General features: G+C 71.7%; 19 protein-coding genes. 12 read left to right on the top strand and 7 right to left on the bottom strand.

What is annotated here, in order from left to right:
• The first annotated feature begins 135 nt into the window (after positions 1-135).
• The 3 genes from mntR (at position 136) to OK345_RS10110 (ending at position 1899) form a co-directional block, all read left to right on the top strand.
• Positions 136-576, top strand: coding sequence for a manganese-binding transcriptional regulator MntR (gene mntR / locus OK345_RS10120; protein ID WP_265127852.1), 441 nt, complete (start codon positions 136-138; stop codon positions 574-576).
• A gap of 122 nt (positions 577-698) precedes the next feature.
• Positions 699-1085: a VOC family protein gene (locus OK345_RS10115; protein WP_265127851.1), complete on the top strand. Its 387-nt coding sequence runs from the start codon at positions 699-701 to the stop codon at positions 1083-1085.
• 52 nt (positions 1086-1137) lie between these two features.
• Positions 1138-1899 (top strand): SDR family NAD(P)-dependent oxidoreductase, encoded by a 762-nt coding sequence (locus OK345_RS10110; protein WP_265127850.1) that lies wholly within the window; start codon positions 1138-1140, stop codon positions 1897-1899.
• A gap of 129 nt (positions 1900-2028) precedes the next feature.
• Here OK345_RS10110 and OK345_RS10105 read toward each other — a convergent pair whose 3' ends face one another.
• Positions 2029-2661: an NAD-dependent epimerase/dehydratase family protein gene (locus tag OK345_RS10105; protein WP_265127849.1), complete on the bottom strand. Its 633-nt coding sequence runs from the start codon at positions 2659-2661 to the stop codon at positions 2029-2031.
• Between the two features lie 137 nt (positions 2662-2798).
• Here OK345_RS10105 and OK345_RS10100 point away from each other — a divergent pair, with 137 nt between their 5' ends.
• The 3 genes from OK345_RS10100 (at position 2799) to OK345_RS10090 (ending at position 5626) form a co-directional block, all read left to right on the top strand.
• Positions 2799-4340, top strand: coding sequence for a GGDEF domain-containing protein (locus tag OK345_RS10100; RefSeq protein WP_265127848.1), 1542 nt, complete (start codon positions 2799-2801; stop codon positions 4338-4340).
• Between the two features lie 78 nt (positions 4341-4418).
• The gene (locus tag OK345_RS10095; protein ID WP_265155084.1) at positions 4419-4958 is read left to right on the top strand and encodes an RNA polymerase sigma factor; all 540 of its coding nucleotides are present in this window, start codon (positions 4419-4421) and stop codon (positions 4956-4958) included.
• On the top strand, positions 4958-5626 hold the full coding sequence (locus OK345_RS10090) for a hypothetical protein (protein ID WP_265127846.1): 669 nt from the start codon (positions 4958-4960) through the stop codon (positions 5624-5626). The genes OK345_RS10095 and OK345_RS10090 overlap by 1 nt, the downstream gene beginning before the upstream one ends.
• Before the next feature lie 9 nt (positions 5627-5635).
• Here OK345_RS10090 and OK345_RS10085 read toward each other — a convergent pair whose 3' ends face one another.
• Complete coding sequence (locus tag OK345_RS10085) at positions 5636-6550, bottom strand: DUF808 domain-containing protein (RefSeq protein WP_265127845.1); 915 nt, start codon at positions 6548-6550, stop codon at positions 5636-5638.
• A gap of 181 nt (positions 6551-6731) precedes the next feature.
• Between OK345_RS10085 and OK345_RS10080 the strand changes: the two genes are divergently transcribed.
• On the top strand, positions 6732-8372 hold the full coding sequence (locus OK345_RS10080; RefSeq protein ID WP_265128026.1) for an ABC1 kinase family protein: 1641 nt from the start codon (positions 6732-6734) through the stop codon (positions 8370-8372).
• Between the two features lie 283 nt (positions 8373-8655).
• Positions 8656-10755, top strand: coding sequence for a phosphoglycerol transferase I (locus tag OK345_RS10075; protein WP_265127844.1), 2100 nt, complete (start codon positions 8656-8658; stop codon positions 10753-10755).
• A 36-nt stretch (positions 10756-10791) separates the two neighbouring features.
• Here the strand turns inward: OK345_RS10075 and OK345_RS10070 are convergent, their stop codons facing one another.
• From OK345_RS10070 to OK345_RS10060, 3 genes are all read right to left on the bottom strand, one after another.
• The gene (locus OK345_RS10070) at positions 10792-13251 is read right to left on the bottom strand and encodes a DUF3772 domain-containing protein (protein ID WP_425510960.1); all 2460 of its coding nucleotides are present in this window, start codon (positions 13249-13251) and stop codon (positions 10792-10794) included.
• Between the two features lie 62 nt (positions 13252-13313).
• The gene (locus OK345_RS10065; protein WP_265127842.1) at positions 13314-13562 is read right to left on the bottom strand and encodes a hypothetical protein; all 249 of its coding nucleotides are present in this window, start codon (positions 13560-13562) and stop codon (positions 13314-13316) included.
• 113 nt (positions 13563-13675) lie between these two features.
• Positions 13676-15535, bottom strand: coding sequence for an FUSC family protein (locus OK345_RS10060; protein ID WP_265127841.1), 1860 nt, complete (start codon positions 15533-15535; stop codon positions 13676-13678).
• 269 nt (positions 15536-15804) lie between these two features.
• Between OK345_RS10060 and OK345_RS10055 the strand changes: the two genes are divergently transcribed.
• The 3 genes from OK345_RS10055 to OK345_RS10045 all read left to right on the top strand — a co-directional run bounded on the left by OK345_RS10055 (position 15805) and on the right by OK345_RS10045 (position 18120).
• A complete protein-coding gene (locus tag OK345_RS10055) occupies positions 15805-16299 on the top strand; it encodes a lipocalin family protein (protein ID WP_265127840.1) in 495 nt (164 codons plus the stop codon).
• 37 nt (positions 16300-16336) lie between these two features.
• A complete protein-coding gene (locus OK345_RS10050; RefSeq protein ID WP_265127839.1) occupies positions 16337-17548 on the top strand; it encodes an NAD(P)/FAD-dependent oxidoreductase in 1212 nt (403 codons plus the stop codon).
• A 116-nt stretch (positions 17549-17664) separates the two neighbouring features.
• The gene (locus OK345_RS10045; RefSeq protein ID WP_265127838.1) at positions 17665-18120 is read left to right on the top strand and encodes a hypothetical protein; all 456 of its coding nucleotides are present in this window, start codon (positions 17665-17667) and stop codon (positions 18118-18120) included.
• A 61-nt stretch (positions 18121-18181) separates the two neighbouring features.
• Here OK345_RS10045 and OK345_RS10040 read toward each other — a convergent pair whose 3' ends face one another.
• A complete protein-coding gene (locus tag OK345_RS10040) occupies positions 18182-18505 on the bottom strand; it encodes a DUF6122 family protein (RefSeq protein ID WP_265127837.1) in 324 nt (107 codons plus the stop codon).
• 204 nt (positions 18506-18709) lie between these two features.
• On the opposite strand from OK345_RS10040, the gene OK345_RS10035 reads away from it, so the two are divergent.
• Positions 18710-19183: a YehS family protein gene (locus tag OK345_RS10035; protein WP_265127836.1), complete on the top strand. Its 474-nt coding sequence runs from the start codon at positions 18710-18712 to the stop codon at positions 19181-19183.
• Positions 19184-19198: 15 nt separating this feature from the next.
• Here the strand turns inward: OK345_RS10035 and OK345_RS10030 are convergent, their stop codons facing one another.
• Complete coding sequence (locus OK345_RS10030) at positions 19199-19669, bottom strand: hypothetical protein (RefSeq protein ID WP_265127835.1); 471 nt, start codon at positions 19667-19669, stop codon at positions 19199-19201.
• Positions 19670-19748 lie beyond the last annotated feature (79 nt).

Raw genomic sequence — 19748 nt, 5'->3', positions numbered from 1 at the left:
GCGGCAACGCCCGCGGGAAGGTCCGCGCCGACCGCAGCGCGCTCGCGGCCGTTCGCACGCCACCGATCGCGATCGGCGACAATGCGCGTTCCCAACCTCTTCCTGCCCATGTCCAGCAACCCGCGCAACCCCCGGATGCCCTCTGCCCCTCCCGCACTGCTCGACGCCGAGGTGCAGGTGGAGAGCTTCCGCCAGGTCCGCGAAGCGCATCGGCTGGAGCTGATAGAGGACTACGTCGAACTGATCTCGGACCTGATCGCGCATGCCGGCGAAGCGCGCCAGGTGGATATCGCCGAGCGCCTGGGCGTGGCCCAGCCGACCGTGGCCAAGATGCTCAAGCGGCTGGTGCGCGAAGGCTATGCGATGCAGCGCCGCTACCGCGGGGTGTTCCTGACCGAGGCCGGGGAGGCGCTGGCCAGCGCCAGCCGCGAACGCCATCGCACGGTGGAGGAATTCCTGCTCGCCCTCGGCGTGCCGGAGGACATCGCGCGCCGGGATTCGGAAGGCATCGAGCACCACGTCAGCCCGGAAACCCTGGCGATCTTCGCCGAGTTCACGAAGCAGGCGCGTTCCTGACCGCGGCTGCCGCCGGGGAGATCGGCCAACGGGCCGGCTGAGCGAAAACAGAGCTTGCGGCAGTGCGATATCCGCCGCCGTGGTGCCGCAGTAAGCTGCGCCCTTCCGCCTGGAGTATTGCCATGAGCCATCGCAGCCGCCTGGCCGGCTTCATCATCGATTGCCAGGACACCGACAGCGACGAAGCCGCGCGCTTCTGGAGCGCGGCGCTGGGCTGGACCGCCGAACCCGGCTACACCGAGGACGACGGCGCGCAGTACGCCGAGCTGAAGGGCACCCCGGCGGCCCTGCACGTCGAGGTGCAGAAGGTCGGCCATCCCTCGCGCGTGCACCTGGACATCGAGAGCGACGACATCGATGCCGAGGCCGACCGGCTGGAGGCGCTCGGCGCCCGCCGCATCGGCTTCGTCAAGCGCTGGTGGGTGATGGAAGCGCCCACCGGCCACCGTTTCTGCGTGGTGCGCATGCGCCACCCCGAGCAGGGCGCGGTTCCCAACACCTGGGAGTGAGCCGGCGCGCGGCGGCGATAATGGCGCCCGTTCCCCCACCACCGGATCACGCATGAACGACGCACCTTCCCTGGCCGGCACCCGGGTGCTGGTCGCCGGCGGCAGCCGCGGCATCGGCCTGGCCATCGCCACCGCCTTCGCCCGCGCCGGCGCGCGGCTGTCGCTGTGCGCGCGCGGCACCGCGGCCCTGCAGCAGGCTGCCGACGGACTGGGCCGGTTCGGGCAGGCACCGCACTGGCAGGCCTGCGACCTGTCCGAGCCGACGCAGATCGTGCAGTGGGTGGAAGCCGCCGCCGCCGCGCTGGGCGGCATCGACGTGGTGGTCAACAACGCCTCGGGCTACGGCAACGGCGTGGACGACGCCAGCTGGCAGGCCGGCTTCGACATCGACCTGATGGCGGCGGTGCGCTGCAACCGCGCCGCGTTGCCGCACCTGCGCCGCAGCCCGGCACCGGCGATCCTCAACATCAGTTCGATCAACGCGCTGCGCCCCACCCCGCGCGCGGCCGCGTATTCCGCGGCCAAGGCGGCGCTGAACTACTACACGGTGACGCTGGCCACCGAGCTGGCGCGCGAACGCATCCGCGTCAACGCCATCGCGCCCGGCTCGATCGAATTCCCGGGCGGGCTGTGGGAGCGTCGCCGCGACGAAGAGCCGGCGCTGTACCGGCAGGTGCGCGACAGCATCCCGTTCGGCGGCTTCGGCCGGGTCGAGGACGTGGCCGAGGCGGCGCTGTTCCTGGCCTCGCCGCAGGCGCGCTGGATCACCGGGCAGGTGCTGGCGGTGGACGGCGGCCAGGCCCTGCCCGGCTGAGGCGCGGCCGCCCGCGCGGCGTATGCTGCCCGGATGCGCACGCACCGGTACCTGTGGCGGATTTCCCGCGCCCGGCCACGAGCGGCCGGCCAGCGCGCGCGAAACGGCGCCGGCAGGCACCGGCCACGGCTATGCCAGCTGCGCCGAATCGATCACCCGCACGCCCGGCCGCAACTGCAGCGCCGCCTCCACCATCGCCGCGGCGATGCGCTCGGCCGGGTTGATCCGGTAGCGGCGCGGCAGCAGCGGCCCCAGCACGCCCAGCAGCTGCCCGGCCAGGTGCTCGCCCGGACGCCGCACCTGCCGCTGCCCGCCGATCAGGCCCGGCCTCACCAGCGTCAGCGATTCGAAGTCCAGCGCGCGCAGGTCGCGTTCCAGTTCGCCCTTGACCCGGTTGTAGAAGAAGCGCGAGTCCGGGTCGGCGCCCATCGCCGAATTCAGCACGAACCCGCGCGTGCCCTGGCGGCGCAGCGCCTGCGCCGCCTGCAGCGGATAGTCGTGGTCCACCTGCCAGAAGGCCTCGCGCGAGCCGGCCTGGCGCAGCGTGCTGCCCAGCGCGCAGATCGCCGCGTCCACCTGCCACTGCGCCGCCTGCGACGGCAGCTGCGCGAAATCGAACACCTGGTTGTGCAGGCGTCCATCGCTGACGGCCAGCGGTCGCCGGCTCGGCGCCAGCACCTGGCCGCACCGCGGATCGGCCAGCAGCGCCGCCAGCACCCGGCCACCGACCAGGCCGCTCGCCCCCAACAGCAATATCCTCATCCTGCCTCCTCGCTGCCGCCAGCCCGGGTAGCTGGCTCAAGCCCCCTGCCACCTTGCCGATAATCAGGGTCCAATACCACCGCCGCCGGGGCGCAGGCCCGCACCCGCGGCCACCCCGCCCAGATCCAGGACCCACCATGCCCGATCACCGCGACAAGACGTCCTCCCCCACCCCGGGGCCGGGACGCATCCTGTCGCGGAAGGACGAGCCGGGGCCGGCCACCGGCACGGTGGCGGTCAGCGGCGGCAGTGCGGCGATGCTGCAGCGCCTGTTCGCCGGCATCGGCCAGCCCGAATCGCTGCTGGCCGCGTTCGCGCACGGTATGGCCACCCTGCCCGGGGAACTGGGCGACATGGGGGTGCGCCTGCAGAGCGCGCACGGCGATGCCGACTGGGAACGCTACGGCCGGCTGCTGCGGCTGCTGATCGACAAGTACATCCGCACCATCGAACTGGATGCCCCCGGCACGCCCGGCGGCGACGCGCCACGGTTGCGCGACCTGCTGCGCCACACCCTGGGCGTGGCCCTGGCCAGCCTGCTGCAGGACAGCCCGGAGCTGCAGCGCGAGACCCAGCAGGTGGTCGCCGCGCTGCGCGACTGGCATCCGGGACGGCCGCTGGAGACGATCGAACAGCGCCTGCGCGAACTCTGCCACCAGGTCGGGGTGCGCAGCGACGGCCTGCAGGAACAGCGCGACCTGCTGCTGAGCCTGTTCGACCTGCTGCTGGACAACATCGGCGAACTGCTCGACGACAGCAGCTGGCTGCAGGGCCAGATCGCCGCGGTGCGCGAGCTGCTCGGCGGCCCGCTGGATGCCGCCTCGGTGGAGCAGACCCGCGGCAACCTGCGCGAGGTGATCTACAAGCAGGGCCTGCTCAAGCAGGGCATCGTCGAATCCAAGGCGGCGATGAAGGAACTGATGGTGGATTTCGTCGAGCGCGTGGACGGCATGGCGATCAGCACCGGCGAGTACCACGACCGCATCGCCGGCTACTCGCTGGCGGTGCGCCAGGCGCGCAGCATCGCCGACCTCAACCAGCTGCTGCAGGACGTGCTGCAGGACACCGGCCGGGTGCAGGAACAGGCGCTGCGGATGCGCGACCATCTGGCCAGCGCGCGCGCCGAAGCCGAGGCCGCCGAGCAGCGCATCCAGCTGCTGGAGCAGCAGCTGCAGGAAGTCTCCGGGCTGGTGCGTACCGATCCGCTGACCGGCGCGCTCAACCGGCGCGGCTTCGACGAACTGCTCGAGCGCGAGATGGCACGCGCCGCACGCACGCGAACACCGCTGTGCGTGACCCTGCTGGACCTGGACGACTTCCACCGCACCAACGACAGCCACGGCCACGCCGGCGGCGACCGCGCCCTGCACCACCTGGTCACCGTGGCCAGGGGCCAGCTGCGCAGCAGCGACAGCATCGCCCGGCTGGGCGGCGACGAGTTCGTGTTGCTGTTGCCGGAAACCCCCCGCTCCGAGGCGCTGGCCATCACCCAGCGGCTGCAGCGGGCGATGGCGCAGCGCCCGTTCCTGCACGAGGACGTGCGCGTGTACGTCAGCTTCAGTGCCGGCACCGCGCAGTGGCGGGAGCCGGAGGCCGCCGGGGCGCTGCTGCAGCGCGCCGACCGTGCGATGTACGCGGCCAAGCGGGTCGGCAAGAACCGGGTGCTGGCGGCCGAGTAGCCGCCATCGCTCCAGCGGCGACGGCCGCGCTGTGATATTTCCCGCCTCCATGCGAATCACCCTGGCATGGAGACCACCGTGAGCCCCCGTCCGGCATCCACCGCAACGGCCACCGCCGAGGTGCAGCAGCGCTTCGCCGGTTTGCTGCAACAGCACCGCGGCATCGTGCTGAAGGTGGCCCGCGGCTACTGCGCCGACCCGCAGGACCGCGCCGACCTGGTGCAGGACATCAGTGCCCAGGCCTGGCGCGCGTTCGCCGGCTTCGATCCGGCGCGGGCGCAGTTCTCCACCTGGCTGTACCGGATCGCGCTGAACGTGGCGATCTCGCAGCTGCGCAGCCAGCGCCTGCGCGAACGCCATCGCGCGCCGCTGGAGGCTGCCGGCGAACGGGCCGCGCCGGCGCAGGACCACGACGACCTGCACCGGCTGCACGCGCTGATCGGCCGGCTGCCGCCGCTGGACCGGGCGCTGATGCTGCTGGTGCTGGACGACTGCAGCCACCGCCAGATCGGCGAGGTGCTGGGCATGAGTCCCGGCAATGTCGCCACCCGCCTGCACCGGCTGCGGCAGCAGATCCGCCGCCAGCTCGATGCCCCCGCCCCGCCGAGGACACCCTGATGGACGCCGAACTGCAACGCCTCAAGGCCGCCTGGCAGCGGCAGGAACTGCACCTGGAGGGCGTCGAGGCGCTGGCGCTGCTGGCCTGGCGCGAACCGCGCCGGCAGCAGGTGCAGCGCCGCCTGCGCCGGTTCGGCATCGGCCAGCTGCTGTGGCTGCTGGCCTGGATCGGTGTGGTGGCGTTCGCCGCCGGCTTCTGGGTCGAGCACCGACAGACCCCGCACCTGCTGGCGGCCGGGCTGGCGCTGCATGCCTACGGCATCGCCGCGATCTGGGTATCGGCCACCCGCGCACTGCTGGCCGCGCGCCTGCACGCGACCGGGCCGGTGCTGGAGCAGTTGCGGCAGCTGGCGCGGCTGCGCCGCTTCACCACCGTCAGCGAAGTGGCGCTGGGCCTGCCGTGGTGGTGCCTGTGGTTGGTGGCCACGCAGGTGGCGGCGTACCGCTGGCTCGGCCTCGACCTGTACGCCGCGGCGCCGCGATGGTTCGGGCTGACGCTGGCCTTCGGTGCGGCGGCGATGGTTGCCAGCCTGTGGCTGGCGCGGCGCTGGGCCAGGCGGCCACCGGCGACACCCTGGCTGCGGCGGATGATCGACGACCTGTCCGGCTGCAACCTGGCGCGCGCGCAGGCGCAGCTGCGCGAGATCGAACGCTTCGAGCGCGACTGATGCGCGGCCTCAGTGCGCGGCGGCCGGCTTGCCGCGCAGGCGCTGGAACACGGTGACGGCGGCCAGCACCAGCGCGCCGATCAGCATGCCCACCACCACGCTGCCCAGCGCGTTGGCCAGCCCGGTCCAGCCCGGCGCTGGCGCCAGTGCGACGATGGCGTGGTGCAGCGCCGGCACGCTGTGCACCAGGATGCCGCCGCCGACCAGGAACATCGCCGCGGTGCCGGCGATCGACAGGCCCTTCATCAACCACGGCGTGGCATACAGGATGCCGCGCCCCAGCGCCGCCAACGCGCGGCCCTTGCGCGACAGATACAGGCCCAGGTCGTCGAGCTTGACGATGCCGGCCACCAGCCCGTAGACGAAGGCGGTCATGCCCAGCGCGATCGCCACCAGCACCAGTACCCGCTGTGCGAACGGCACGTGCGCCACCACCCCCAGCGACAGCACGATGATCTCGGCCGAGAGGATGAAGTCGGTGCGGATCGCACCCTTCACCTTGTTCTTCTCCCACGCCACCATGTCGGTGGTCTCGTCGGCCAGCGCGCGCAGCCGTTCGGCCTGCCGCTGCTGTTCCTGCCCGCGCGGATGCAGGAACCTGTGCGCCAGCTTCTCCACGCCTTCGTAGCAGAGGAAGGCGCCGCCGATCATCATCAGCGGCGTGATCGCCCACGGCAGCCAGGCGCTGATCGCCAGCGCCGCCGGCACCAGGATGGCCTTGTTGAGCAGCGAGCCCTTGGCCACCGCCCACACCACCGGCAGCTCGCGCGCGGCGGTGACGCCGGTGACCTGCTGCGCGTTCAACGCCAGGTCGTCGCCCAGCACGCCGGCGGTCTTCTTGGCCGCCACCTTGGTGAGGATGGAGACGTCGTCCAGCAGCGAGGCGATGTCGTCGAGCAGGGCGAACAGGCTGGCACCGGCCATGGGCGTTCCGCGGATCGGGAAAGGAGCGGATTCTCGCCGATCCCGCGGCCGCGATGGGTGAGGCCGGCGCATTCACCGCACCACCACCGTGGCGTGGCCACACTCGGCCGATACTTCTCCTTGCCCGGAGCCGTCCTTGAGCAACAGCCCCGTCGCCCCCGAAACCGCGCCGATCGGCGGCATGAGCCGCCGCAGCCAGATCCTGCGGCTGCTGCTGCGCTACCGCAATTCCGGCGTGTTCTCCGGCATGAACCTGGATGCCGGCGCGGTGCACGAGGTGCCGGCCGAGGGCGATCCGGAACAGTTCGTCAGCGACCTGGAAGCGCTGGGGCCCACCTTCGTCAAGCTCGGGCAGATGCTGTCCACCCGCCCGGACATGGTCCCGCCCGAGTACGCCACCGCGCTCGAGCGCATGCAGGAGCAGGTGGCGCCGGTGCCGGTGGAACGCATCCGCGCCATCGTCGAGCAGGAACTGGGCGCGCCGGTAGCCAAGCTGTTCGCCAGCTTCGAACCGTTGCCGCTGGGCTGCGCCTCGATCGCCCAGGTGCACCGCGCCACGCTGCGCGACGGCACCCCGGTCGCGGTCAAGGTGCAGAAGCCGGAAGTGGCCGTGCAGCTGCGCTCGGACCTGGACGTGCTGCGCAGCTTCGCGCTGGCGGCCGACCGCCTGACCAGCATCGGCCGCCGCGTGCGCCTGGCCGACTGGCTCAACGAGTTCAGCAAGACCCTGATGGCCGAGCTGGACTACGCCAACGAGGCCGAGAACCTGGCCCGCTTCGGCCAGCACCTGGCGCCGTTCGCCTCGCTGTGGGTGCCGCAGCCGGTGTGGGACCTGAGCAGCCACCGGGTGCTGACCATGCAGCTGGCGCAGGGCGTGCGCGTGGACGCCATCCCCGACGTGCGCCGCACCGAGCAGTCGATGGCGCCGCTGGCCGGCGCGCTGATCCGCGGCTATCTGGACCAGATCTTCGTGCACGGCGAGATCCACGCCGACCCGCACCCGGGCAACCTGCGGGTGACTGCGGACGGACGGCTGGCGATCTTCGACCTGGGCATGGTCGCGCACGTGCCGCCGCGGCTGCGCGAGCGCCTGCTCAAGGTGCTGTTCGCTGCGGTCGACGGCCGCGGCGAGGAGGTGGCCGAGGAGATCATCGGCCTGAGCACGCGGCTGGAGGACTACGACGAGGAACGCTACCTGCGCGAGACCGGGCAGATGATCGCCCGCTACGCCGCCCACGGCACCCTGTCCGAAGGCCGCGTGGTGCTGGACCTGGTGCGCATCGCCACCGCCAGCGGGCTGCGTACGCCGCCGGAGCTGAGCCTGCTCGGCAAGGCGCTGCTGAACCTGGAGACCGTCTGCCGCGAGCTGTCGCCGGAGCTGGACACGCGCACGGTGGTGGAGCGGCAGCTGCAGCACGTGATGCGGGCGCGGCTGAAGAAGTCGCTGTCGGCGGCCAATCTCGCCAGCGAGGCGATGGAGGTGCAGCAGCTGCTGCGCGAAGGCCCGCGCAAGCTGTCCGACATCCTCGCCCTGGTCGCCGAGAACCGGCTGCAGGTACGGGTGGCCGGGCTGGAGGAATCGCGGCTGATGGAAAGCCTGCAGAAGATCGCCAACCGGGTGGCGGCCGGCATCGTCACCGCCGCGCTGATCCTGGCTTCCTCGCTGATGATGCGGGTCGATACCGGCACCCGCCTGCTCGGCTACCCGGCGATCGCGATGGTGCTGTTCCTGCTGGGGGTGATCCTGGGGCTGGGCATCATCGCCAGCGCGCTGCTGTTCGACCGCCGTTCCCGCGCCCGCGAGGAACGCGGCCACCGCTGACGTCCGGCGGCGTCCGCCACGGCGCACCGCCCGCACCGGCGCGGGCCGCGGAACCACGCCCGATGCCCCGCCCGGCAAGCGATTTCACCCTGTCTTCACGCGGTTTCCGGCACCGCTCCGGCGGGCATCCATCACAGATTCAAACAAACATTTCAGTCAGGTTCGCGCTGGCATGATCCGGTCACCCGGCCGTCATCGCCATGACATGATGAGGCCGGAAGCGGGCACCGGCGCAGGGAATCGTCGCGCGGCCCCTCCCTTTCCATCCAATAACGACGACCCTATGCCCTGGATTCTCTGGCTGTGCCTGCCGTTGCTTGTCCTTCTTCTGGTTGCCTCCGGCAAGTGGGCGTGGCTGAAAGCCGGGTCGCTGTCGCTGCTGTTGCTGGCGCTCAGCAGCTGGTGGCTGATCGACCGGCTCAGCGGCGACGGCATCAACGCCGCCACGCTCTACCACCTGCGTAGCGACATGGAAGGCGCCGGGGTCGGCGACTTCTCCGGCTACATCGTCGCCTTCCTGGCGCTGGTGCTGGTCTCGCTGCTGCCGCTGGCGCTGCTGCGCGTGCGCCGCTTCCGCCGCCCGCGCCACGGCGCGGCGATCTTCGGCGGTTTCGCCGCGCTGCTGGCGACCGCGGTGCTGGTCAGCCCGCTGTACTCCGACGCCCGCCGCATCTACCAGCAGCTCAAGCCGGTGGACTACGCCCAGGTCGCGCCCGAGTACCAGGTGCCGACCCGGGCATTGGCGCAGCGCAAGAACATCGTCTGGATCTACGGCGAGAGCCTGGAGCGCACCTACCTGAACGAGGAGGTGTTCCCGGGGCTGATGCCCAACATCCAGCGCCTGGCCGGCGAAGCGCTGGATTTCCGCGGCATCGCCTCGGCCGACGGCAGCGGCTGGACCATCGCCGGGCTGGTCGCCTCGATGTGCGGGGTGCCGCTGACCACCGCCCAGGGCGACGAGAACAGCATGGGCCGCATGGGCCGCTTCCTGCCCGAGGCGGTGTGCCTGGGCGACTACCTCAAGCAGCAGGGCTACACCAGCCACTACCTGGGCGGGGCCAACGGCCAGTTCGCCGCCAAGGGCGAGTTCCTGGCCAGCCATGGCTACGACGAGGTACACGACCTGGCGTACTTCAAGGAGCGCCCGATCGCCAAGGCGCACTTCTCCAACTGGGGCCTGCACGACGACGTGCTGCTGGACACCGCGTTCGAGCGCTTCATGGAGCTCTCGCGCGCCGGCCAGCCGTTCCTGCTGACCACGCTGACCATGGACACCCACCACCCGGCCGGCCACCTGCCGGTGGCCTGCAAGCGCACCCGCTACAAGAGCGAGCACGGCAACATCGGCCTGCTGCATGCGCTCAAGTGCAGCGACCGGCTGATCTCGCAGCTGGTGGACCGCATCCGCAGCAGCGAGTTCGCCGACAACACCCTGGTGGTGATCGCCTCCGACCACCTGGCCATGCCCAACCATCTCAGCCATGTGCTGGAGAAGCAGCAGCGCGAGAACCTGCTGCTGTTCCTGGACAAGGACATCGAACCGCGGCAGGTGGTGGCGCAGGCCGGCTCCACCCTGGATTCGGGCGCCACCCTGCTCAACCTGCTCGACCCGGGCATCGCCGCCATCGGCTTCGGCCGCTCGCTGCTGGACCCGGACGCCGCCAGCGCCAGCGCCGCGGCGCAGCGCGACGGCGGCAAGGACTACCCGCGCTACCTGGCCTTCGCCCGCTCGCTGTGGCTGGGCGACACCCCGCGCATGCTGCGGCTGGACGGCGACCAGGTGCTGGTCGGCGTGCAGCAGGTGCAGCCGCCGGTACTGCTGGAATACGACCGCCAGTGGGACCTGAAGTCGGTGTACCTGGAAAACACCTCCAAGCAGTTCGAAAGCGCCGACCCGGAACACACCCTGGCCTACGTCGACCGCTGCACCGCGTTCGAGGACGGTTCGGCCGACGGCGACTGGTGCGCGCTGCTGGTCAGCCAGGACAAGGGCATCAAGCTGTACCGCGACGCGCAGCTGCGCCGCGGCATCGCCGTCGACGCGCCGCTGGACAGCTTCCACGGCCCGCGCCCGAGCGTGCGCCAGTCGCGGATGATCAGCCGCGAGGCGCGCCACACCCATCCCGGCCAGTACATGCTGGAGCTGTACGCCAGGCAGCAGCCGGCGCGCCCGTTCTGGGTCGAGGCGGTGTCCTCGCAGCGCAAGGTGGTGGTGGCGCAGCAGTGGGTGCAGCCCGACGCCGACGGCCGCATCCGCATGCCGCTGGGGCTGGACCACGAGGTCGACGACCTGGAGATCCGCGCCTGGCTGAGCCACGCCGAGAAGCTGGCGGTGGACGACTACGCGCTGGTGCCGTCCGAGGCGCTGCCGGACCGTTCCTGATCCGGCGGCGGGACCGGGGCGGCGGGTACGCCCGCCTCAGTCCTTCGTTTCCGTTTCCACCGCGGCGGCCGGGTCGCGGACGATGTGGATGTCGGTCGGCGTGACCAGCGCGATGCCGGCTGCGGACAGCCGCTGCAGGATCGCGAACAGCAGTTCGCTGCGGGTGCCGTAGACGTTGCGCGGGCTGGACACGTAGGCGAAGCTGTTGATCGCCACCTGGCCGCCGGCGATCGAGTCGATGAACACCGACGGCGCCGGATCGTCCAGCACCCCCTCATGCTCGCCGTAGGCCTGCAGCAGCAACTGCCGCAGGCGGGCGACGTCGGTGTTGAGCGGCACCGAGAACTGGATCTGGATCCGCCCCTGCGGGTTGGCCATCGTCATGTTGCGGATGGTCTTGGTGATCAGCTCGGAGTTGGGCACGATCAGGGTGGACTTGTCGCCCACCTGGATCTCGGTCGAACGCACGCTGATGCGGCGGATGTCGCCCTCCTGGTCGCCGATCTTGATCCAGTCGCCGATCTTCACCGGGCGCTCGGCCAGCAGGATCAGCCCGGAGACGAAGTTCTGGGTGATCGCCTGCAGGCCGAAGCCGATGCCCACCGACAACGCACTGACCACCAGCGCCAGCTTCTCCAGGCCGATGCCCAGCGCCGCCAGCGACGCCATCACCACCACGATGATGCCCACGTAGCGCGCCACGGTGCTGATCGAGTTGCGCGCGCCGGTGTCCAGTTCGGTCCGGGGCAGGTAGGTCTCGCTCAGCCAGCGCTGCACCGCCTGCACCACCGCCAGGCCGATCGCCAGCAGCAGCAGCGCGCGCACCACTGCGCCGGGCGTGAGCTCGAAGCCGCCCAGCCTGATGCCGCGCGCGGCGGTGTCGAACCAGCCGAATACCGAACCTGCGCTGCCGAGCGGCGCCAGCAGCGCGCCGATGCCGAGCACCAGCAGGCCCAGCCGCAGCAGCGCCGACAGCAGCACCCCGGCCTGTTCCACCCGCGCCGGGCTCAAGCCGGTGGCAAGGTTGGCGGCGCGGCCGAGACTGCTGTCGGCGCCGAACAGCCAGCCGCTCAGGTCGTCGACGAACTTCAGCAGCAGTGCCAGCGCCGCCACCACCACCACGCCCCAGACCAGTTGCCGGGTGACGAACATGGCGAAGTTCAGATAACCGACCAGTACCGCCAGCAGCGCTGCCGCCACCGCCACGTGGCCGAGCACGCTGGCGATCACCATCCAGCCGTTGCCGCTGGCGCCGCGCATGCGCGCACCCGCCTGGCGCGCGGCCTCGGCTTCCTGCGCCCGGCGCCGGCGCAGCCGCGACAGCGCCACCAGGATGGCGATGATCAGCGCCATGTTGGCCAGCGCGACGACGCCGTCCACCGCCACCGTCAGCACCTCGCTGGTGCGCGCGGCGCGGTTGACCGCCAGCAGCATCATGCTGATCCAGCTCAGCGCGGCGGTGGCCCAGATGTACTTGCGCAGCCGGATCGCGGCGGTGTCGTCGATCGGCAGCAGCCGCCACGACGGCTGGCGCGGCATCAGCAGGCAACTGCTGAGCGAGGCGATGAAGGCGGCGATGAAGGTGGCCGTCACCAGCTGCGAGGCCACCTGTTCCAGCCGCGGCGGAATCGCCTCGATGAAGTGCAGCGCCTCCACCAGCGCCAGCGCCGCCAGTCCCGGGGCCAGGGTGCCGACCAGCAGCAGCCACACCGCCAGCCCCGAACGGCGCAGGCGGCTGTCCGGCGCGCTGGCCTTCGCCGCCTGGCGGCGGCCCAGCCGGCGCAGCCACAGGCGCAGCGGCAGCGCCAGCACCAGCGCCACCGCCACCCCCGCCAGCGGCGCCGCGTAGCCGTGTTCGGCCACCGCCTGGCGCAGGCCGTCGCGGCCTTGCCGGTACAGCGCGCGCAGCCGTTTCCAGTCGTCCGGCTGGTCGCGCAGGAACTGCCGCCACAACGCCGGCGACAGCGGCGAGGCCACCCGGCGCGACAGCTGCGCGCCGAACTGGCTCACGCGCATGCGCTCGATCGACTCGGCCAGCTGCTGCGCCTCCAGCGCCAGCAGGTTGCCGCGCTTGATCGCCGAATCCACGTCGCTGCGATCGCGGCCGATTTTGCTGCGCTGGCGGCTGATGTCGGCATCCTCGACCGTGCCCTCGGCCACCTCGCCCAACTGCGCCAGCTGCGCATCGAGCTGGTCGCGCACCGGCGCCAGCGTGCGCGCGGCCGCATCGGCGTCGCGTTGTACCGCCAGCGCGCGTTCGGCCAGGGTCTTGAGCGTGTCCGGGGTGTCGGCGCTGTCCAACGACTGCCGCACCGCTTCCAGCGCGCTGGCGGCCTTGTCGATCTGCGCCTGCGGGGTCGGAGCGTCGACGGTCTGCGCCGCCAGCGGCAGGACCAGACACAGGCACAGACAGAACAGCAGCCAGCGCAGCGGGCGCAGGCGGTCGGGAGTGGGGCGATAGCGCGACAAGGGCGGACACCGGCATGCGCGGACCACCGCGCGTGCGGCGACTATAAGACAGCCGCCGTCCAGCTTTCGTGTGCAGCGCGCGGCCGGCCTCAGTACTTGAGGTCCAGCTCGGGAACGATGCCGCGGTTGCGCTGGTAGAGCTCCTGGAACTCCTCCTCGGTCAGTTCCTCCGGCGCGTATACCGCCACCGGGTCCCATTCGCGGTCGGTCGGCAACGGTTGCCGCGGCCCGGCGCGCAACGAGTAGCCGATGCCCTCGTGGTCGACCAGCTCCGGCAGCTGTTGCCAGTGTTCGCGCGCGAAACCTTCCGGGTACTTGAGCAGGATGACGTCGAACATGCGGACCTCGCGATGACGGAATACCGCGCCACCGTAGCGCAGCCGCCGCCCACTTTCCTTGACGCAGCGCAGCTGCGGCGTACCGGCGCGGCGGCAGCGGCGGCCGGCTGCAATCAGCCGGTTTCCCGCTGCAGGCACTCCAGCAGCTGCCGCATTTCCTCGGCCAGGAACGAGGGCAGGCGCGCGCCGGGCACCGGTGGATAGCCGTCGCGCAGCGCGCGCGTGGCGCTGTCCAGCGCGCCCTGCAGCCGCGCCAGGCCGTCGTCGCCGAACATCGAATGCGCGGCATCCACCGCGGCGTCGCCACCGATGCGCTCCAGCGCCCAGCTGGTGGACAGCACCCGGTAGGACAGCCGCTGGCAGGCGGCGATGGTCGGCCACAGCCACTCGGCGGCCTCGCGCTGCTCGCGCCCGGCCACCATCGCCGCGTCGTACGCCTTGGACAGTGCGAAGGTGCGGTGCATCAGGTCGCGCCGCGCCAACCGCGCCGCGTCGCTGGCCGGCTCGCCGGCGGCCAGGTACGGCAGCACCTGCCGCAGGCTGTCCACGGTGCGCAGCAACTGCTCGGGAATCAACGCCGCGGCCGCGCGCGGCGCCATCAGCTGGTACACCACCAGCGCCACCGCGCAGCCCACCGCCGTGTCCACGCCGCGCGCCAGCAGGTAGCCGCCCAGGTCCGGCACCGGGTGTCCGCCCGACGCCAGGGTCAATGCCGCTGCGGTGATGAACACCACCGCCAGCGCGTAGTTGCGCATCACCAGCATCTCGATGGTGAACTGCAGCGCCACCACCACCAGCACCAGGCCCAGCCCCGACGGCTGGAACCACAGCACCGCGCCGGCCAGCAGCAACCCGGCCCAGGTGCCGAGCAGCCGCTCGACGCTACGCTGCACCATGCGCAGCCAGTCCATGCCCTGGTGCAGCATCAGCACCGCCGCGGCCACCGCCCAGTACGCACGCTGCAGTTCGAACGCGGCGCCGATGCCGCCGGCCAGCAGCGCGGCGACACCGACGCGGCCGATCACCAGCAGCGACATCGAACGCGGCCGCAGCGCTTCGGCCACCGCCGCCAGCGCGCCGGGATGGCCAAGCGGAATCGCATCCTGGCGACCGGCCGGCGGCGGCGCCCCGACCTGCGCCGCCAGCGTCCGCGCACGCTGCAGGGTGCCTTCCGGCAAGGGGGCATCGCGGCCACGCGCGGCCATCACCTCGGCCAGCAGCAGGTGCAGTTCGCGGTTGAGGCCGCGCAGCCGCGCCAGCAGGCCGTCCGGCCGGGCGTTCATCGGCTGGAAGCTGACCAGCGCCTGCCAGGCATCGTGCAAGGCCATCGCCGCCTGCTGGCGCGCGTCGGCCTCGGCCGGGGTTGCCGTCGCTTCGACATAGCCGACCACCGCCCCGGCGGCTCCCGCCACCGCCGCCTTCTCCGGCCCGCGCGGCCGGAACAGCGCACCGGCCATGTGCACCAGCCAGGCGAAGGCGCCCGCCGCCAGCACCAGCAGCCCGGCGTGGGCAGGGCCGATGTGCGGAGCCGGCATCGCCGTCCCCGCGGCGCAGGCCAGCATGAACATGTAGGCCCCCGGCGGCCCCACCCGCAGCGCGTTGCACAGCCAGGTGGCGACCATCGCGATCGCCGCCATGGTCGGCACCACCGCCCAGGAGGTATCCGCCACCCAGTTGCCGATGCCCACCGCGAGCGCGAAACCCAGCGCCACCACCGCCAGTTCCGCCGCCCGCGTGGGATACGGCCGGCCGCTGCCGTACAACGCGGTGAAGCCACCGGTGGCGGCCATCAACCCGGCGGTGGTGTCGCCGACCAGCCAACCCACCAGGATCGGCAGGGCGATGCACACGCCGGCACGCAACGCGAACGGCCAGCGCGGTCGCGGCAGGCGCCGCAGCGCCAGCAGGTTGTGCAGCACCTGCGACGGCGACAACGGCGAAGGCGGCGTGGGAGTGCGGGAAGCAGGAGGCATGGAGGATCTCGGCGACAGCGGCAGCCGCGCGGTGCCGCCGTACAGGCATGTCCGGTCCGGGGAATCCCGCCGGCCGGAGCGGTGCCGGCGCTGGCCGACACCGGCGGACAGGATACGCCGCTATCCGGCCAGCGATTCCCGGGACACGGGCAACAGTGCATCCCGCCATGCCGGGCCGGTGCCGAGCACGGGCACTTCACCCGCCACGCCCTATACCTGACCCAGGCGCGGTCGGTTCGCGCATCCCGCTGGCACCCCGGAGTCCCGCCATGACCGCCCCCACTCCCCTCACCACCGTCGCCTCGCTCGACCTGCCGCGCTACCTGGGCACCTGGTACGAGATCGCACGCCTGCCGATGCGCCACGAGCCGGCCGGCTGCACCGACGTCAGCGCCACCTACACGCGGCAGGACGACGGCACGGTGCAGATCCGCAACCGCTGCCGCGACCACGGCGGGCTGCAGGAGTCGGTCGGCGAAGCCACGCCGGTGGATGGCGACAACGCCCGGCTGGAAGTGAGTTTCCTGCCCCAGGGCCTGCGCTGGATTCCCTTCACCAAGGGCGACTACTGGGTGATCCAGGTGGACGCGGGCTACAGCGTGGCGCTGGTCGGCAGCCCGGACCGCCAGCACCTGTGGCTGCTGGCGCGGCAACCGCAGCTGGACGAAATGGTGCAGCGGCATTACCTCGCCTGTGCCGTGCAGCAGGGCTTCGACCTGGCCGGATTGATCCACACGCCGCACACCGGCAAGCCGACCGCATGAGCACGCGTGCAGCGCGGCCGGCGACAGGATGCAGCGCATGGACCTGAAGAGCGGCTACCCGTTCTGGGCCATCAAGAACGGCCTGATGCACGCCTTCCCCTGCGTGCGCGAGGACCTGCGCTGCGACGTGCTGGTGGTCGGCGGCGGCATCACCGCCGCGCTGATCGCCGACGAACTGGGCCGCCACGGCCACGACGTCGTGGTGGTCGAGCAGCGCGACATCGGCTGGGGCAGCACCGCCGCCAGTACCGCGCTGCTGCAGTACGAGATCGACACCCACATGGTGGACCTGGCCAAGCGCTACGGCGAGGACGACGCGGTGCTCGCCTATCGCGCCTGCGCGGCGGCCATCCCCGCGCTGCAGGCGCTGGCACGACCGTTCCGCGACGTCGACTTCAAGCCGATGCGGAGCCTGTACTACGCCAGCCGACGGCGCCATCGCGGCGACCTGAGGGACGAATTCGAGCTGCGCCACCGGCACGGCTTCCAGGTGCGCTGGCTGGAGCCGGAAGAGATCCGCGCCGGCTACGGCTTCGATGCGCCGGCGGCCATCCTCAGCCGGCAGGCGGCGCGGGTGGATCCGTACCGGCTGGCCTATCGGCTGCTGGCGCGGCTGCAACGGCAGGGCGCGCGGGTGTTCGACCGCACCTCGGTGCAGGACATCGAGCCTGGCACCCGCGCCGTCACCGTCACCACCGGCAGCGGCCAGCGCATCCGCGCCGGCCACGTGGTGATGGCCACCGGCTATGCCGGCCAGCAATGGCTGCGCCAGCGGGTGGCGCGCAACCGCAGCAGCTACGCCTTCATCACCGATCCCATCGACGATGCCGCGCTCGGATCGCTGCGCGACACGATGCTGTGGGAATCGGCGCGACCGTACCTGTACCTGCGCAGCACCGGCGACGGCCGCCTGCTGGTCGGCGGCGACGACGACTCGGTGGACATCCCCGCCCGCCGCGACGCGCGCGTGGAGAAGAAGGCGCGCTCGCTGCTGCGCAAGGTGCAGCGGCTGTGGCCGCAGCTGCCGCTGCAACCGGCCTTCAGCTGGGCCGGCACCTTCGCCGAGACCGCCGACGGGCTGCCATTCTTCGGCCCGCACCGGCAATGGGGGCCGCGCCTGCATTTCGCCATGGCCTACGGCGGCAACGGCATCACCTATTCGATGATCGGCGCCGGGCTGCTGCGCGCCGGCATCGAGAAGCGCCGCCACCCGCTGGCGCGGCTGTTCTCGTTCGAGCGCGCCGGCTGATGCGCCCGCGATGGCCGCCGCGGCCGGCGACAGGCATCATTCAAGCCGCGGCTGCTAGGGTTGCCGTTGCTGCATCCTGCCGTGTCGCACCGCCTGCCCCGGGAGTCCGTCGTCCGATGATCCGCATCCCCCTGATCCTGGCCTGCCTGATGGCACCGGCCATCGCCCCGGCGCAGGACGCCCCGACCACCGACCCCGCCGCGCTGGACCTGAGCGTGCCGCAGGAGCCGATCCGCTACCTGGGCGACCCGGCCTACCAGGCCGACCCGCCCGGCACCTTCTACGGCGACCACAGCGGCCGCCGGCTGACCGACGCGGAAGACGCACGCGCCACGGTGGTGGACGACAAGCTGCAGGTCCACGGCAGCGTGAGCACCGGCATCGGCTACTCCAAGCGCTACGGCAACAGCCACTGGAGCGCGGCCAGCATCAACCTGGGCAAGAACTACACCAACGACGAGGGCGAGACCCGGCGCGTGGACGTCAACATCGACGTCAGCCAGGGCAAGGGCCCGGGCTACTTCGGGCCCGGACCGGGCTACCGCGGGCCGGTGCCGCCCTACGGCTGGTAGGCCGCGGTTCCAGCGATGCTCCCGAGCGCGCCGTCCGGCGCGCTTTTCGTCTGCGCCGCGCTCAGCCGCAACAACGCATCCACGCGCAGTCGATGGCATCCAGCACGATGTGCAGCAGCAGGCCGATGCCGAACAGGCGGGTGCGCCTGGGCAGCGTCAATCCGGCGTACAGCGCGATGGCCGGCGCGGTGTGCAGCGGATGGAAGCCGATGCTGCAGCGATCGGGCGCATAGACCGGGTCGGCCAGCAGGTGGTCCAGGTCGATCAGCCAGCCCAGCAGCATCAGCAGCCACGCCCGGCCGAAATCCCTGCGCCAGAACAGCCACGCCAGCAACGCCGGTACCGCGGCATGCAGGAACAGGTGGAGGATGGCGCGCAGGCTCATGGCGAGGGACCCGGGCACCCCGGCCCGCGCGGGCCGGCGGCGGAAGGCGGCGATGCGGCGCCGACGCCCGGCGCCGCGCCTCCGGGGATGTGCATGGCGGCGGCCGACAGGCGGGAGGACGGCCATTCTAGACGGCCACGGCGACGCCCGGCGCTAGAATGGACGCCGGCCAGGCCACCCGCCCGGCGGTTTTCCGGAGTGGCAATGATCAACAACGATGTCCTGCGCAGCATCCGCTACACCCTCGACCTCAGCGACGGCATGATCGTCGATACCATCCACCTGGCCGATCCCGCGTTCGCCGTCGATCCGGCGCAGGTGCACGATTTCCTGCGCAAGGACGACGAACCGCTGTTCGTCGAATGCCCGGACCCGGTGCTGGCGCACTTCCTCGACGGGCTGATCTTCCACTACCGCGGCCGCGACGAGTCGATGCCGCCGCGGCCGGTGGAGAAGCGCATCAACAACAACCTGGTGCTGAAGAAGCTGCGGGTCGCGTTCCAGCTCAAGGACGTGGACATGCACGAGATCTTCGAAAGCGCCGGCTTCCCGGTGTCCAAGCCCGAGCTGTCGGCGCTGTTCCGCCAGCCCGGCCACAAGAACTACCGCGCCTGCGGCGACCAGCTGCTGCGCAACTTCCTCAAGGGCCTGGCGCTGCGCCTGCGCGGCAACGGCTGAGCGCGCCGCGCCGTTTCAGCCGCCGCTGGCCGGCCGCGGCGGTTCCGTATCGCCCGCCGCCTGTCGCGGCTCCGCCAGCGCCCGCCGCCAGACCTCGCGCTCGACCCGGCGATCGCCGTCCCAGCGCTCCAGCGTCCAGGTATCGCCCTGCAGCGTGTAGCGGAAGCTGTAGCGGCCATCGCCCTCCAGCGGGTAGGAGGCCATGCGCGGGGTCTCGGTATAGGTCGCCGCGTCGCTGGCGTAGGTGCCCGAGCCGCCTGCCCAGAACCGCCCCCGGCTGGTCGTGGTGAAGGCGAAATGGCCATCGGCCAGCAGCTTGGTGCCGGCCAGCTGCAGGCTCGCGTAGTCGACCGCGACACCGTCCTCTCCGACGTACTCGCCGGACTGCAGTTGCCAGGCGCCTTCCAGCGCCGTGTGCGTCCGTTCCGCGGCCACGGACGGCAGCGCCAGCGACAACAGCAGGACGATGGAGATGCGCGGCGTCATGGACGATCCCGGGTATGGAGGGCCCCGTCATCTTCCGGCAAGCGTGCCGGCGTTGCCATCGCGGCATCGCCGGCCGCCG

This window comes from Xanthomonas chitinilytica (genome assembly GCF_026107455.2).
GTDB lineage: Bacteria > Pseudomonadota > Gammaproteobacteria > Xanthomonadales > Xanthomonadaceae > Stenotrophomonas > Stenotrophomonas chitinilytica.
Note: the sequence above shows the minus strand (reverse complement) of the source record. Positions and strands in the feature narration are given on the sequence as shown.